Source organism: Micromonospora sp. NPDC004704, assembly GCF_053601675.1.
In genome coordinates, this window is sequence record NZ_JBSGCD010000012.1 from 200,183 (window position 1) to 214,789 (window position 14,607).

12 protein-coding genes are annotated in these 14,607 nt (G+C 70.3%); 5 read left to right on the forward strand and 7 right to left on the reverse strand.

Annotated elements, in window-relative coordinates:
- Positions 1-117 precede the first annotated feature (117 nt).
- Together ACWEFB_RS19085 and ACWEFB_RS19090 are read right to left on the reverse strand one after the other, a co-directional pair.
- Positions 118-2,871, reverse strand: a complete 2,754-nt coding sequence (locus ACWEFB_RS19085) for a helix-turn-helix transcriptional regulator (RefSeq protein WP_452287088.1) — start codon at positions 2,869-2,871, stop codon at positions 118-120.
- 417 nt (positions 2,872-3,288) lie between these two features.
- Complete coding sequence (locus ACWEFB_RS19090; RefSeq protein WP_452287090.1) at positions 3,289-3,573, reverse strand: YbhB/YbcL family Raf kinase inhibitor-like protein; 285 nt, start codon at positions 3,571-3,573, stop codon at positions 3,289-3,291.
- A 279-nt stretch (positions 3,574-3,852) separates the two neighbouring features.
- On the opposite strand from ACWEFB_RS19090, the gene ACWEFB_RS19095 reads away from it, so the two are divergent.
- From ACWEFB_RS19095 to ACWEFB_RS19105, 3 genes are all read left to right on the forward strand, one after another.
- Positions 3,853-4,788 (forward strand): NADP-dependent oxidoreductase, encoded by a 936-nt coding sequence (locus ACWEFB_RS19095; protein ID WP_452287092.1) that lies wholly within the window; start codon positions 3,853-3,855, stop codon positions 4,786-4,788.
- A gap of 231 nt (positions 4,789-5,019) precedes the next feature.
- On the forward strand, positions 5,020-6,000 hold the full coding sequence (locus ACWEFB_RS19100; RefSeq protein ID WP_452287094.1) for an alpha/beta hydrolase: 981 nt from the start codon (positions 5,020-5,022) through the stop codon (positions 5,998-6,000).
- 9 nt (positions 6,001-6,009) lie between these two features.
- Positions 6,010-6,996, forward strand: coding sequence for a helix-turn-helix domain-containing protein (locus ACWEFB_RS19105; RefSeq protein WP_452287096.1), 987 nt, complete (start codon positions 6,010-6,012; stop codon positions 6,994-6,996).
- Positions 6,997-7,249: 253 nt separating this feature from the next.
- Here ACWEFB_RS19105 and ACWEFB_RS19110 read toward each other — a convergent pair whose 3' ends face one another.
- From ACWEFB_RS19110 to ACWEFB_RS19125, 4 genes are all read right to left on the reverse strand, one after another.
- A complete protein-coding gene (locus ACWEFB_RS19110; RefSeq protein WP_452287143.1) occupies positions 7,250-7,759 on the reverse strand; it encodes a DUF1223 domain-containing protein in 510 nt (169 codons plus the stop codon).
- Between the two features lie 258 nt (positions 7,760-8,017).
- On the reverse strand, positions 8,018-10,225 hold the full coding sequence (locus tag ACWEFB_RS19115; protein ID WP_452287098.1) for a xanthine dehydrogenase family protein molybdopterin-binding subunit: 2,208 nt from the start codon (positions 10,223-10,225) through the stop codon (positions 8,018-8,020).
- 1 nt (position 10,226) lies between these two features.
- Positions 10,227-11,234 carry an FAD binding domain-containing protein gene (locus ACWEFB_RS19120; RefSeq protein WP_452287100.1) on the reverse strand — a complete coding sequence of 336 codons (1,008 nt, stop codon included), beginning with the start codon at positions 11,232-11,234 and terminating at the stop codon, positions 10,227-10,229.
- A 15-nt stretch (positions 11,235-11,249) separates the two neighbouring features.
- Entirely contained in the window at positions 11,250-11,849 is a 600-nt protein-coding gene (locus ACWEFB_RS19125) for a (2Fe-2S)-binding protein (RefSeq protein ID WP_452287102.1), read from the reverse strand.
- Positions 11,850-12,101: 252 nt separating this feature from the next.
- Between ACWEFB_RS19125 and ACWEFB_RS19130 the strand changes: the two genes are divergently transcribed.
- Positions 12,102-13,148, forward strand: coding sequence for a hypothetical protein (locus ACWEFB_RS19130; protein WP_452287104.1), 1,047 nt, complete (start codon positions 12,102-12,104; stop codon positions 13,146-13,148).
- Here the strand turns inward: ACWEFB_RS19130 and ACWEFB_RS19135 are convergent.
- Positions 13,145-14,059, reverse strand: coding sequence for an AfsR/SARP family transcriptional regulator (locus ACWEFB_RS19135; protein WP_452287106.1), 915 nt, complete (start codon positions 14,057-14,059; stop codon positions 13,145-13,147). The genes ACWEFB_RS19130 and ACWEFB_RS19135 overlap by 4 nt on opposite strands.
- Before the next feature lie 154 nt (positions 14,060-14,213).
- Here ACWEFB_RS19135 and ACWEFB_RS19140 point away from each other — a divergent pair, with 154 nt between their 5' ends.
- Positions 14,214-14,576 (forward strand): hypothetical protein, encoded by a 363-nt coding sequence (locus ACWEFB_RS19140; RefSeq protein ID WP_452287108.1) that lies wholly within the window; start codon positions 14,214-14,216, stop codon positions 14,574-14,576.
- Positions 14,577-14,607: the final 31 nt, after the last annotated feature.

Sequence of the window (14,607 nt, forward strand, 5' to 3'; positions counted from 1 at the left end):
CGGCCCCGACCTCATCAGGGAACTGGCGTCGACGCGGGTCCGACCGCAGCCCTCCGGAAGGTCCGGCCACAGACGGAGACATCAAGGGAATGCCTGCGGCCTTGTTCGGTGGGGCGCTCAGCCGCCCGCGTCATCGGTCGTGCGTAGCACCACCTTGGCCAACTGGACTCGCGAGTTCACGCCGAGCTTGCCGAAGACGGCGCGGAGGTGGGAGTTGATCGTGCTCGGCGAGAGGAACAGCTCGGCGGCGGCGGACTTGTTCGTGTGCCCGTTCGCCACCAGCTGTGCCACCCGGCGCTCGGTGGCGGTGAGCGCCGCCCAGCCGGTCTCGGGTCGCCGTTCGGTCGCCGGCCGACGCGGCCGCCGTACCCCGGCGGCCTGCAGTATCCGTCGGATCCCGGCGACCGGAGCGCTCGCGCCGCAGGTTTCGAACACCTGCTCAGCCCGTTCGAGTGCGGCGAGGCCGCCGGTCAGGTCGCCGGCGGCCAGCGCGACCCGGCCGTACTCGGACTCGGCCCGCGCCAGCAGTAGCGGACGTGGCGCCTGCCGCAGCAGCGCGACCGCCGGCGCCAGGTCGCCGCTGCCGAGCCCCTGGGCGAGCGCCGCCGCACCCGCCACGCTGGCCACTGCGGGATTGCGGGCGGCGAGATCGGTCAGCGCGGCGCTCGCGGCCCGGAGCGTGGCCGCGTCCCCGCTCCGGACCGCCGCGCAGGCCACCTGTACGAGCAGATCCTCCCGCCACGGCGGCAGTACCTCCGCCTCGATCGCGCCGAGCAGGATCGCGGGGGCATCGTGTTCCCCTTCCGCACCGGCGAGCAGGGCCCGCAGCAGCGGCATCGGACCAGCGCGCCGCTCGGCGTTGGTCAGCTGGATCCGCGCCTCGATCAGGTCACCACGGAGCAGCGAGACGCTGCCCAGGATGTACCGGACCTGGGCCTCGGCGGAGTGGTCGTGCAATTCGTCCATCAGTCGTAGCGCACCTCGGGCGGTCGCGATCGCGTCGTCCAGCCGGCCCGCGCCGAAGTCCAGGTACGCCCCGGCCCAGGCCAACCCCGGTGCCTGCCACGAGTCGGTGAGCCGGTTGACCGTCGCGCCGTCGGCCAGCTGGTGGCGGGCGCCGTCGATGTCGTCCGACTGCGCCTGCACGACGACCTCGCGCAGCCCGATGTGGCCGGCGGACGGGGTGCCGATCGCGCCGGCTGCCGCCCGCGTCGCCGTCTGCGCCTCGGCGTAGCTGTTCCGCGCCACGTGGTACTCCCCGGCCGACTCGGACCGGACACCCGCCGCGAACGCCACCACCGCGAGCGCCGCCGGATCGCCCACCTGCTCGGCCAGGGCAGGCGCGTGGGCCGTCGGACCACCGACGAGCGCCGCGTACGCGGCCAGCCGCGCCCGCAACTGCGGCGACGCCCGGTCGTCCCGCTCATCAAGCAGCCAGCAGGTCAGATCGGTCTTCCCGTAGGCGGCCCAGATCCGCGCCGTGAGCGTCAGTCGGATCCGGGCCGCCTCGTCCGGGGACACCTCGGTGCGGAGCAGGTCGGCGGCGAACGCCATGGCCTCGTCGTAGCGACGGGCGTGCACCAGAACGGACACCACCTCCCGCCCGATCGTGGTCCGCTCCGGGTCGTCCTCGCTCGACAGGGCAAACGCCTGCCGGATCAGCGCCACCGAGGTCACCGCCATGGTGTCAAGGAGTTCGTGCGCAGCCCGACGCAGCACGCTGATCGTGGTCGGGTCTCCTGGCTCGGCGATCGCCATGAGATGCGGCGCAGCCTCGGCCGAGGTACGTCCCGATGCGAGCAGATGCTCGGCGACCGACCGGTGAGTGGCCCGGCGGGCGGACGGCGGGACCTCTTCGTAGACGGCCCGGCGTAGCAACTCGTGACGGAACCTGACGACGGTGCCGTCGTCGGCGAGCAGGCCCGCCCGGATCGCCTCGGCCAGCGGCGCGGTCAGCGCCGAGGCCGGCTCGCCGAGCAGCCAGGCGGCGTCGTCGAGGGGGAAGCGCGCACCGAGCACCGCGCCGGCCCGGACCAGGGCGGCGCACCGCTCGGAGGAGAGCGCGAGCCGGTGCCGGACCCCGTCGCGCAGTCCGGCGGGCAGCTGGCTGGCCCCGGTGTCCGCGCCGACCGACGCGAGCATGCCCTCCACCAGCGCGACGGCGAGGAAGGGATTGCCGCCAGCGTCGTTCAATGTCCCGACCAGCGCCGGGTCGGCCGGGTACCCCAATCGGTCGGCCGCGATCGCGCGTACGGCGTCGGCTGCCAGCGGTCCCAGCTCGATCAGGCGCACCGGCAGGTCGGCCGTGGTCGAGGTGATCGGTTCGAGTGGGCCAGCGGCGACGTCCCGAGTGGCCAGCAGCCAGACAATCGGTACGGACGCCAGCCGGGACGGGACGATGCGTAGCACGAAAGCGCTGAGCGGGTCGGCCCAGTGCAGATCGTCCAGCACGATCAACAGTGGGTTGGACCCGGATCGCTGTTCCAGGAGTGCGGCGATGTGCTCGGCGAGCCAGAGCGGCTGCTCGATCACCGAGGCGAGCCGCAGGAAGTCCGCCGAACCGATCAGCGGTGCGGTGCCGGTGCGCAGGGCCGGGCCGAGTGATGCCAGGGGCGCGATGTCGTCGCCGACGTGCGCGGCGGTGGCACCCACCGTGTAGCCGAGTCGGGCGGCCTGCTCGATCGCGGCGGCGACCAACGCGCTCTTGCCGATGCCCGGTTCGCCCCGGATCACCACCATGGCCGCCTGGCCGTCCCGAGCCTGGCGCAACGTCCGGAGTACGACGTCCAGCTCGGCGGCGCGGCCCCGCAGCGGCCGGGTCGCCGCCTGCGCCCCCGACGCCGTCACCGCGCCCCCCGTTCTCGATCTCACCGTGCCCACCCTATGCCGCCCGCACGGAGAGCCCATCCGACCACCTCAGCCCACCAGGCGTCCGGCCGCACCCACGGCGGACCGTCCCGAGTCGCCCTTGGCCCCGGAGCCGGATCATTGCGGGTGTCCGGCCCACCTACTGCTCGGCGGGTCGTCGAGCGCGGCCCCGACCCGTGGTGGCATCCACTACGGTGGAATCGGCTTGACGTCGCGTTTCAACTCGTCCCAGTCGGCCGTTCCGATCCGGGCGGGCCGTCCTACAACTCGGAGTAAGGGAAGCTCGGAACAAAGGGAAAGGCGGCAGCGGTTTCACGGAACGTGAGACTGCCGTTCCCGCGACGGGCCGGGACCGGCGGTTCGGTGCGAACGAAGTTACGGCACCGGGTCGCGCCAGCGTGGTACGGAAGCCCGGTAGCCCTATGCCCCGAGCCAGGGTGTGATGACCGCGCGGGCGAGCGTGTGGCCCGCCCTGTTGAAACCGAGGAAGGCTGGCGTGGCGTCCTTGTCGACACCGAGGGTTTCGACGTCGAGCGCGTGCACGGCGATGAAGTAGTCGTGTCGGCCGCTGCCTGGCGGCGGAGCCGCGCCGATGTAGCGACGCATACGGGCGTCGTTGGCCATCTGCCATGCCGGGGTCGCGTATCCTGACCTCGCGCGGCCATTGCGCCAATGGCGGCCGACGTCGCCGCGGATGTCTGTCATCGTAGGTGCACCCGAGGCCAACGCGTTGCCATTCCGTTACTCTTGATGGCTTCGAGTAATTTGAGTCGTGTAGATGTTTCGAAGGGCCTCGATTCTGTCGTTGTCGTAGTGCTCCGATGGCTGGGGCGTATCATTCGGGGAGTCAACGGGCCGACTGCCAGAGCTCTCGATTCCGGTGGTCCGGCGACTTTTGGCCCCATGTGCTCCTCTCGTGCGAGACCTCCGTGGCTGATCGACGGGCCTGGGTGGTACTGGCGAAGGTACGGAGGTATACGCGACATGCTTGCGATGAGCATGGACCGCTACGGAGGCCCGGAGGTGCTCCAATCGGTGGAGTTGGCGAAGCCGTTACCGCAGCCGACCGAGGTGCTCGTGGAGGTTCGTGCTGCGGGCATCAATCCGGCTGATGTGAAGCAGCGTCAGGGGCAGGGTCCGCTTTCGTCCTTTCCTATGATCCTCGGTTGGGATGTCGCGGGTGTGGTGGCCGAGGTTGGATTCGGCGTCACCATCTTTTCGCCGGGCGACGAGGTTTATGGCATGCCGTGGTTCCCGCGGCAGGCCGGCGGTTACGCGGAGTACGTCACCGCGCCCTCGCGCCAGTTCGCCCCGAAGCCTCCATCCCTGTCGTTTGCCGAGGCGGCTGCGTTGCCGTTGGCCGGGCTCGCCGCGTGGCAGTTGGTGACGGACACGATCCGGTTGGACGCGGGTCAGCGGTTGTTGATTCACGGTGCCGCAGGTCACGTGGGTGTATTGGCCGTGCAGGTCGCGAAGGCGCGCGGCGTGCACGTCATCGGGGTGGCCAAGGGCAGTGACCGTGACCGGTTGCGGGCGTTGGGTGCGGACGAGATCGTGGACTACACCTCGGTCCGGTTCGAGGATGTGGTCGATCCGGTCGACGCGGTACTCGACTTCGTCGGCCGCGACTACACGGCGCGTTCCGTGCCTCTCGTGCACCGTGGCGGAGTTGTTGTCCACGTGCCGTCCCCCGTCGACAGCGAAGATATCCGTCGCGGTGCGGCCGCCGGAGTTCGAGTGATGAACTTCCTCGTCGAACCCGACCGTTCCAGTTTGTTGGCGTTGACCGATCTCGTCGAGCGTGGACGGCTCTCCGTCGAGGTGGGCGCGGTGGTGCCGCTCGGCGAGGCGGCGCGGGCGCACGAGATGGTGGAGAGCGGCAAGGTGAAGAACAAGGTCGTCCTGTCGGCGGGCGTCTGACGTCTGAATCCCGCCCCGGCGGGGGGCGGATGGAGATCCGGCTGCGGGTACGCCGGACGTCCTGCGGCACGGCCGGGGTCGACCCGCCTTGGGGACGTTGCCACAGTCGCGGTCGGTCACCCGCCAGCTGGCGGGAGGTTTCCGCCACGTGGCGCTCGATCAGGCCGATACGGGCCGCCATGCTGGTAGCAGCGGTTACGCCCGTGATCGCTGTCCATTCGGAGGCAACGCATGATTACCTTCAAGGCTCCCCCGCCGCCGTTCGACCCGGAGCTCGGCGCCGCACTCGCGGCCATGGCCGATTTCCTCCCGCCTGCGGTGACGCCGGACATGATTCCGGCCCTGCGCGAACTCGGCGCCGGGCCACGGGCCACCGACGAGGAACTGCGGCGTGACGGCCGGTTCGAGATCGAGGAGCGGGTCGTACCCGGCCTGGACGGGGATCCGGACATATCGCTGCTGATCTGCCGGCCCACCGCCCCCACCGGCACCCTGGGATGCCTGTACCACATCCACGGCGGCGGCATGATTTTCGGTGACAACCGCTCCGGTGTGCGAGAGATGTTGCTCGACTGGGCGGAGGAGTTCAATCTCGTCGTGGTGTCGGTCGAATACCGGCTCGCTCCGGAGACCCAGCACCCCGGTCCGGTCCACGACTGTTACGCCGGGCTGCTCTGGACCGCTGAGCACGCTGGCGACCTCGGTTTCGATCCGGACCGGCTGATCGTCGCCGGGGGAAGCGCGGGTGGTGGACTGGCCGCGGCGGTCGCCCTGATGGCCCGCGATCGGGGCGGCCCGGCGCTGCTCGGGCAGATGCTGCTCTACCCGATGTTGGACGACCACAACAACACCCCGTCGACGCAGCAGATGGCCGGCGTGGGGGTATGGGACCACACCGCCAACCAGACGGGCTGGGGGGCGCTGCTCGGCGACGCAGCGGGCGGGCCGGACGTCTCGCCGTACGCCGCACCGGCGCGTGCCGAGGACCTCTCCGGGCTGCCGGCCGCCTTCATCGAGGTGGGCAGTGCCGAAACCTTCCGGGACGAGGACGTGGCGTACGCGAGCCGGATCTGGCAGGCCGGTGGGCGGGCCGAACTGCACGTCTGGCCGGGCGCCTTCCACGGTTTCGACGTGACGGTGCCAACTGCGCAGATCTCCCAGGACGCGAAGCGAGCCCGCGTTGCTTGGCTGAACCGGCTGTTCAACGCATAGCCTGAGCTGATGAGAGACCTGGCTGTCCGGCTCGCCGCGCTGGACGCGGACGCGGGTGCCGCGCTGCAGGTCATCGCCTACTTCGATGGCTTGGTAGAGGGGCGCGCCGGGCTGCAGAGCATCGTTCGTGGGGCGGCCGTGCTGGCCGGTTGCCCGGCCCGGCTGGACGACGACGCCCGCCGGGTGCACATCCGGATGCTGCCGGACGGGATCGCCGCCCCGCTGCCGGGCCCACCGGACGGGAGCTGGCCCGGCCAGCCGGTCGGCACGGCGATGCTGCGGCTGGAACGCTCGGGGGCGCCCGGTCCGGTGGACGCGATGGTGCTGGAGCGGGCGGCGGGCGCCGCCGGTGCTGTGCTGGACCGTACCCGCGGCCGGGCCCCGGCCGCCGCCGACCCGGCGGCGGTCGAGCTGGTCGTGGAAGCGTCCGCGCCCGCCGACGTACGCCTGCAGGCGGCCCGCTGGCTGGGCCTGCCCGCCGATGGTAGGGCGTACGCGGTGGCTCTGGCCTCGGGGGAGTCCCGGCTGGCGGCGGCCGGCACACCGCCACCCACCACTCGGGCTCGGGCCGGAATCGGTCCGGCGGTGCCGCTGCTCGACCTGCCCGAGTCCCACCGGGCGGCCCGGACGGCGTTGCGCTTCGCGGCCGAAGGCACCGACGAGGATCCCGGCGAGACGTTGGTGCACTTCGAGGAGTTGGGTGGGCTGGTTGTGCTCGCTTCCGTACCCGAGCCGGCTGGGGTGCCGGACGTGCGGGCGCTGGAACATGCGGCGGGCGGGGCGTCCTGGGTTCTGACCACGCTGCATGCGGTGGCGTCGACCGTCAGCTTGCGTGCGGCGGCGACGGTGTTGCGCCTGCATCATTCGACGCTGCAGGACCGTGTCGGGCACGCGGAGCACCTGCTTGGCTGGAGTGTGCGGGAGCCGCAGGGCCGGTTGCGCCTGCAGTTGGCGCTGACCCTTCGACGCCTACACCGCCACCCGTCGTCGCCCTAGCCTCGTGCGGCGGCGCCGAAGTTGTACCGCGCGGCTGACGCCGACGTGGTCCGACGGGTCATCGAGCAGGTCGACGGTGGACAGCTACTACATCGGTGACGACACCGCGTGGGGCGTCGTCCCTGAACGGAATCGCAGCCGACACCCGGCTCTTGATCCCTATTTCGGGCACAGTCCGGGCACACGAGACGCCACCGGGCGACACGGGTCAGCAGACCGTGCGCTTATCGCGTCGGGGCTGGCGTTGTAGACGTCATCGATGATCGTGACCCTGTCGGGCCGGATGGTGGCCTGCGTTTCTGTCCCGGGGACAACGCTCAGCGCCGGGTGAACACGAACCTCGACCGCGTTTCACCGGCGCGCCGGATGGGGTGTACACCTGCCCGGCGCCGAAGGCACGCGCGTATGCCTGCTGCCGGGCGGTGTACGCCTCGTCGGCGAACGGGTCGGCCCAGCCGAGGTAATCCCAGTAGTCCACGTGGAATCCGAGCGCGAAGACACGCTGTCCCCGCTCCCGGGCATCGCGTTCGATCTCGCTCAGCACCTCCTCCGCGGGAGGACAACTCGAGCACCCCTGCGAGGTGAACATCTCGATAATGGCGAAGCCGGGGTCTGATGCCCAGGCGCCCCCCACTTCCGCCGGCGAATCCACCGGACGGGCACAACTCGATCCCGTGGGCGTAGCGTCCGTCATAGCGCAGGCTGACCCGGGGCACCGCCGAGGTCGAGCGGCCGTGCCCCGTCCCCTCAACACGGATCGCATTACCGCAGCCGCCTGACAGTGCTTTCTCACCGTTTTGGTTAGGGTGTGGGGATAGGTGAATCAGCCTCGTTGACACCGCTGCGAACAAGGTCGAGGTACGCCGCCTTCGGGATGACCTGACTGCTTTCGGCGGGGACGTGTTCGGGTCGTTGGAGCGGGCGGACGAGTCCGCTCGAAGGCACCGAAACCAGTCAAGCTTGGAGTCGCGCCCACAGCTACCACCCCACTGCCACTGAAATGACCTCCGCGTCCTCGCAGTCAGGCGTGTGTGGGGAGCAGTTTCTCGAGCCGGATCGGCAGTTCCCTGATCCGGATTCCGGTGGCGTGGTGCACGGCGTTGGCGATGGCGGCGTTCACGCCGCTGGTGGCGAGTTCGCCGATGCCCTTGACGCCGAGTTCGTTGAGCGAGTCGTCGGTCTCCGGGATGATGATCGCCTGATGGTGGATGACGTCGGCGTTCACCGGGATGTGGTAGTCGGCGAGGTTGGTGTTCGTGTAGCGGGCGTACCGGTCGTCGATGTCGGTCGCCTCGTACAGGGCCATGGCGGCCCCGAAAATCTGTGCACCCATCAGTTGACTCTCGGCTGCCTTCGGGTTGATGATCCGTCCGGCCGCGTACGCGCCGACGATCCGGGGCAGGCGCAGTTCGCGGGTCTGCCGGTGGACGCGCGCCTCCACGAAAACGGCTCCGAACGAGCACTCGGCCCGGTCCGGCATCAGGTAACCACCGGTCGCCACGCGACGGCCCTGGTACAGCAACTGCATCCCGTTGTGCGGCGCCCCGTGGGGCAGGAACTCCGCGTACTCCTCGACGGCGCCGTCGCCGTCACTGCCTGCCCGCTCGGCCCGGCGGGCCCGGATCTGTTCGCACGCCTTCGCCACCGCGCTGCACACACTCGCGGTGGACATCGAGCCGCCGGCGATCGAAGCCGGCGGCAGGTCACTGTCGCCGAGGTCGACGGTGATCCGGTCCAGCGGCACCTCCAGCAGGTCCGCGACGATGATCGCGATCGCCGTGCCGAGGCCGCCGCCGACGTCGTGTCCGCCGGTCTGCACCCGCACCCAGCCCTGCGACGACACCGTGATCCGCGCGCTGGCCGGTCCGGCGAGTGTGATGAGTGACAGGCCGGCGCAGCCGTACCCGACCTGCCAGTCCCCGTCGACCATGCTGGCCGGTCGCGTGTCGCGGTCGGCCCAGCCGAAGGCGTCGGAGGCGGCGTCGAGGCACGCGACCAGGTTCCGGGAGGTGTAGCGGCGGCCGTTGACCGGCTCGACCATGGTGTCGTTGATCCGGCGCAGTTCGACCGGGTCCATGCCGAGGGCGTAGCTCAGCTCGTCCATCGCGGACTCGATCGCGAACAGGTACGGCACCTCGGGCGGGCAACGCATGAACCCCGGTGTGTTGCGGTCGGCGTGCACGACGGTGACCGCGGAGCCCACGTTCGGGCAGTGGTACAGACGGGTCGAGGACTCCGTACCGGCGACCTTGAAGTTGTCCGCCCGGCTGCTGATCTCCCAGCCCTTGTGGCTCAGGGCCAGCAGTCGACCTTCGCGGTCCGCGCCGAGCCGGACGTGCTGGCGGGTCTCGGCCCGGTACGTGGTGGTGGTGAACCCCTGCGCCCGGGTGACCGCCAGCCGGACCGGGCGTTTGAGTCGCCGGGCGGCGAGCGCCACGATCGCGGTCCGTTGGTTGAGAAAGCCGCGGGACCCGAACGCGCCCCCGATGTAGGGCGAGAGCACGCGTAGGTCGGCGGGGTCGATGCTCAGTTGCTCGGCCAGCCCGTTGCGGAACCCGGTCACGTTCCGGGACGACTCCCAGACGGTCAGCTTGTCGCCGGTCCAGGTGCAGGTGGTGGTGAACAGTTCGATCGGGTTGTGGTGCTGGGTCGGGGTCCGGTACCACGCGTCGATGGTCACCGGGGCGTCGGCCTGCGCACGGTCCGGGTCACCGACGCCATCGGTCTCGGCCGGGTCGGCCGTACCCGAGCGTTGGTCCCCGCCCGGTTGTTCGGCGGCCACGAAGTCGTCGTCGGTGAAGGTGGACTTCGGGGTTTCCGCCGTGTAGTCGATCCAGAGCCGGCCGGCGGCGTCGCGGGCCTGCTCGAACGACTCGGCAATCACCATCGCGACGATCTGGCCGGCGTACCACACCTGGTCGGAGGCGAGCGGGGCGATGGTGGAGTCCATCACCCCCTGCCGCTGGAAGTCCCGACCGGGCTTGATCGCGTCGCCCACGTTGCGGTAGGTGAGGATCTCCAGCACTCCGGGCAGGCTCCGTGCCTCGGTCTCGTCGATGCCGGTGATCCGGCCCCGGGCGATCGCGCTGGTCCGCAGGTAGGCGTACGCCTGGTGCGGGACGGCGAAGTCGGAGCCGTACCTGACCGCGCCGGTGACTCGCAGCCAGCCGTCCACCCGCGAGGTGGGCGTGCCGATGCGGGTGGGCCTGCCGTCTGGTGGGGCCGTCACGTCACACCCGCATTTCCGCTGCCTGCATCAGGGCTCGGGCGACCGTGCGGGCGCCGAGTTCGGGGGAGTGGTTGTTGTCGCCGTGGGTGACGGCCCCGGCGAGGGCGACGCGCCCGGTCTGCGCCGCGTTGTCGGTGGTCAACGCCCGGCCGCGCAGGAACGCCTCCGCCGCGTCCGCCCGCCAGGGCCGGTAGGCCAGTCCGCCGAGGGCGATCCGCACGTCGGTGACGGTTCCGTCGCCCGCGAGGTCGAGCGCGACCGCCGCGCTGGCGACCGCGAACTCGTAGCTTTCCCGGTCGCGTACCTTGAGGTACGTCGAGCGCCGGGTGTGCGGACCCGACGGTACGAACAGCGCGGTGATCAGTTCGCCCGGCGCGAGGATGGTCTCGACCTCCGGCCGGTCCGCACCCGTGTGCAGGTCCCGCAGCGGGAAGGTCCGTACGCCGTCCCGGCCGAGGGTCTCCACCCGGGTGTCCAACGCGACGAGTGCCTGGGCCAGGTCACCGGGATAACTGGCGATGCACCGGTCGCTCACCCCGAGCACCGCGTGCATCCGGTTCTTCCCGCCGATCGCGGCGCAGCCCGAGCCGGGCCGGCGCTTGTTGCACTCGTCGTAGTCGACGTCCCGGAAGTAGGTGCACCGGGTGCGTTGCAGCAGGTTGCCGCCGAGCGTGGCCATGTTGCGGATCTGCTGACTGGCGGCCCGCTGCAACGTCTCGGCGATGACCGGGTAGTCCCGGCCGACCACCGGGTGGTCGGCGGCCTGGTGCAGGCGGACGAGCGAGCCGAACCGGATCCCCTCCGCGGTCACCTCGACCGAGCCGTGCACGTCCCGGAGCCCGTTGATGTCGACCAGCTCGTCGGCGGTCCAGCAGGACAGCTTGAGATAGTCGACGATGTTGGTGCCGCCGGCCAGGAACTGGATCGGGGAGTTGGTCGGGCCGAGCGCACCGTCGACCACCGCGGCGCGGGCGACGGCCTGCTCGGCGGTGTCGACCCTGGTGTACACGAATGGGCGCAACGTTCAGCCCCGCCCGGTCGCGGTGCGGTGGGTGGCCGGCGTCTTGTCCGGTGCCGATGTCGCGTCCCGGACCTGCCGCACGGCGGCGACGATGTGCGGGTACGCGCCGCACCGGCACAGGTTGCCGCTCATGTGGTCCCGGATCTCGTGGTCGGAGTCCGCTTTGCCGTCCTCGACGCAGGCGATGGCGGACATGATCTGGCCGGGTGTGCAGTAGCCGCACTGGAAGGCGTCCTGGTCGATGAACGCCTGCTGCATCGGGTGCAGGGTTCCGTCCGGTGCGGCGAGGGACTCGATCGTCTCGACCGGCTCGCGTACGGCGACCGCCAGGGTGAGGCAGGACAGGACCGTGCTGCCGCCGACGCGCATCGTGCAGGCACCGCACTGGCCGTGGTCGCAGCCCTTCTTCGAGCCGGTCAGGTCGAGTTGTTCGCGGACGAGGTCGAGCAGGGTGCTGCGGACGTCGACGAGGACCCGCCGTGCGTCCCCGTTCACCGTCAGGTCGACCACGATGACTGGCCCGGGCCACGCCGTCGGGTCGGTCCGGTCCGCCGGGGATCCGCCGTACTCCCGGTCGACGGTGGCCGTCGTGGGTTTGGTCATCCCGCTTTTCCTCCGCTTGGTCGCCCGGGCGGCGAGGAGCTGACCGGCCCTGGCCCGACCGGCACACGAGGGCCAGAATATCCGGAACGTAGAACAAAAGGGGTATAACGAATAAGAACACTGAGAGCACCTCTGATCCGGACATCGGGCCGCCCGTTCCCCATCGACCGACGGACTGCGCGGGGTCCACGTGAACGGACGCGGATCGGTACCCTTCCATGGCTGCCGCAGGTGAACATCTTTGGAGGGGCTGTGCGCCGATTTCTGCGTGCCACGATGGTGACCGCGGTTGCCGCGGGGCTGCTGTCCGTCTGGCCCGCGGTGGCGCAGGCCGACCAGGGGTCGGTGACCCGGGTGACGCTGGGCAGCGCGCGCGATGTCAACCCTGGTGTGATGACTCTGCTCGTCAGCCGCACCGTCACGCTGGCCGCCGGTGAGTCCCGACATGTCACGGGCCGGTTCGAGGCCACCAGCAGCATGACCTCGATTGCCGCCATGAACGACCATGTGCGTTGTCTCGACTCCGGCGGCGCGCAGGTTGGCGTGCAGGGCGTCACCTCGCGCAACCACGAGGGATCCGACACCACGTCGTACGCGATAGACGGGCACCTGCCCCTCTACGCCGATCTGCTGTTCACCGCGCCGGCCGCGGGTACCTACACCTGTGGTGTGTACGGCTACACCGCGTCCAGCGCCAGCAGTTCGTACCATCTGACGGCGGTGCCCGGCAGCACCTGGCTGGAGATGAGCGACACCGACCAGGTCGGCTCACGTTGGTGGCAGAACCCGGTCTGCAACAGCACCGGCACGTCGTCGACATGCAGCTACATCGGCGCCGGCGCCTCGACCGTGCACGTGTTCTACAACGACGGGACGCCGGTCTACAAGTGGGCCGCGGATCCGGGCGCGACCGCGGTGCAGGCGCTGGCCAACATGACCGTCACCACCTGCTACCTGAATACGGCTTCGTGCCAGCGGCCGAGCGTCGCGCCGTACCAGAAGGCCCGTGGTACCAACGCGGTCATCGACGCCCGGCTGGAGCTGATCCAACTCGACCCGACGGCGCACACCTGCCGCAACACGGCGACCGCCACGACCCGGCACACGATCCGCGACGACGCCCACCACTACGCCGCCTACTTCAGCCTGCCACGGGTGACGATCGACCCGACCTGCGGGACCCGGTTGTTCATCATGCGGATCGTCGTCACGCACGTCTCGGGCCAGCCGGTGAAGATCGACGGTCTGCAGAGCACGAACGCGCTCAGCCACGGGATCGCGATGAACCTGTTCGGCTAGGCCGCGCCCGCCCGCGGGATCACTGCGGTCACCCGGTCGATGTCACGTGTGCCACTCAGCATCAGCAGGACGCTTTCATCTGCCAGGAGCGAGCGGAGCAGGGCGGCCCGGTCACCCACGTCCGTCGGGATCAGCCGGGGATCGGCCGCTTCCTCGATCCGGGTGACCGGGTCCAGCGACGCGTCCGCACGCAGGATCGCGGACTCCAGTTGCACCAGCTCGGGTGCCGGGTCGAGGCCGAGCTCTCCGGCAAGCCGCGTCCGCAGCGTGCGATAGACATCGAGTGCCGTGGAGCTGCGGCCATCGCGGTAGAGGGCCAGCATGAGTTGGCCCACCAGCCGTTGCCGGAGGGGATGTTCGGCCACGAGGCCGGTGAGCTCGGCGAGCAGGCGTCGGCCGCTGCCCAGCCGCAGATGGGCATCCATGCGGTCCTCCAACGCGACCCAGCGACCTTCACGCAGATGGCTGCACAACCGCTCCGCGACATCCGGGGATGCCACGCCGGCGAGCGGCTCGCCGTGCCACAGGGCGAGTGCCTCGTCGAGCAGATCGACGGCGCGCTCGTCGTCCGCGGCGCCTGCCGCGCCGACCAGGCCGGTGAACCGGTGCGCGTCGATCGCCAGCGGGTCGATGTGGGCAACGTACCCGGCTCCCTGATTGACGATCTCCGGCCCAGCGGCGCCTGCCTGCCGAAACGCCGCACGCAGGCGCGATACCAGCGTCTGGATCGAGGCCCGCGCGGAAGCGGGCACGTTGTGCTCCCAGACGAGGTCGACCAGGCGGTCCATCGACACCAGGCGGTTGGCCTCCAGTAGCAGCACCGCGAGCACGAGACGCTGCTTGCGTGAGCCGAGGTTGATCTGTTTCCTGCCTGCCCATGCCTCGACGCTGCCCAGGATCTGGAACTTCATCGGCTACCCCCCGATTGGCATCCGTTCGTTCATTATGCCCTGTTCCATCGACGGAGGTGAGTGCATTGGGCCGGGGTGCAAGCGGTTTGCAAGCGCGCGACGCGAAGGTACGGGCGTTCGTAACGTCCAGGCGCTTCTTGAAACAGGAGGTCTCATGCGTAGACGAATCGCGTTCGTGAGCTGCGTACTCGTAGCGGTCACGGGCACGACGTCAGCCGTCCAGGCGCAAGTCTCCACCGCCGCAGCCGAGAACATGTCGACCGTCGGCTTCGCGGCGGCCGTCGACACCGAGGCGATGACCCGGCAGTTCCACCGCCTCAAGGCCATGGGTGCCGCTCACCCGGAGGGCGCGGGGAGCACGTACTTCGACGAGGCCACCGGCCAACTCGTCGTCAGGTACGTGGACAACGAGGACGGTGCCGCGCTGCGAGCGACAGGCAACACCTTGCGTGCCCAGGCCGGTGATGTCCCGGTGCGGTACGAGGCGACCACCATCTCGCTGCACCGCTTGGAGTAGGCGACCAGGAGCCTGAACGACGACCGCGGCT

What these genes read in the sequence shown, in the direction of transcription:
- ACWEFB_RS19140 (WP_452287108.1), top strand. Translation starts at nt 14,214, where the DNA reads ATGCGTAGACGAATCGCGTTCGTGAGCTGCGTACTCGTAGCGGTCACG.
- ACWEFB_RS19110 (WP_452287143.1), bottom strand. Translation starts at nt 7,759, where the DNA reads ATGCGATCCGTGTTGAGGGGACGGGGCACGGCCGCTCGACCTCGGCGG.
- ACWEFB_RS19125 (WP_452287102.1), bottom strand. Translation starts at nt 11,849, where the DNA reads ATGACCAAACCCACGACGGCCACCGTCGACCGGGAGTACGGCGGATCC.
- ACWEFB_RS19090 (WP_452287090.1), bottom strand. Translation starts at nt 3,573, where the DNA reads ATGACAGACATCCGCGGCGACGTCGGCCGCCATTGGCGCAATGGCCGC.
- ACWEFB_RS19095 (WP_452287092.1), top strand. Translation starts at nt 3,853, where the DNA reads ATGCTTGCGATGAGCATGGACCGCTACGGAGGCCCGGAGGTGCTCCAA.
- ACWEFB_RS19100 (WP_452287094.1), top strand. Translation starts at nt 5,020, where the DNA reads ATGATTACCTTCAAGGCTCCCCCGCCGCCGTTCGACCCGGAGCTCGGC.
- ACWEFB_RS19135 (WP_452287106.1), bottom strand. Translation starts at nt 14,059, where the DNA reads ATGAAGTTCCAGATCCTGGGCAGCGTCGAGGCATGGGCAGGCAGGAAA.
- ACWEFB_RS19105 (WP_452287096.1), top strand. Translation starts at nt 6,010, where the DNA reads ATGAGAGACCTGGCTGTCCGGCTCGCCGCGCTGGACGCGGACGCGGGT.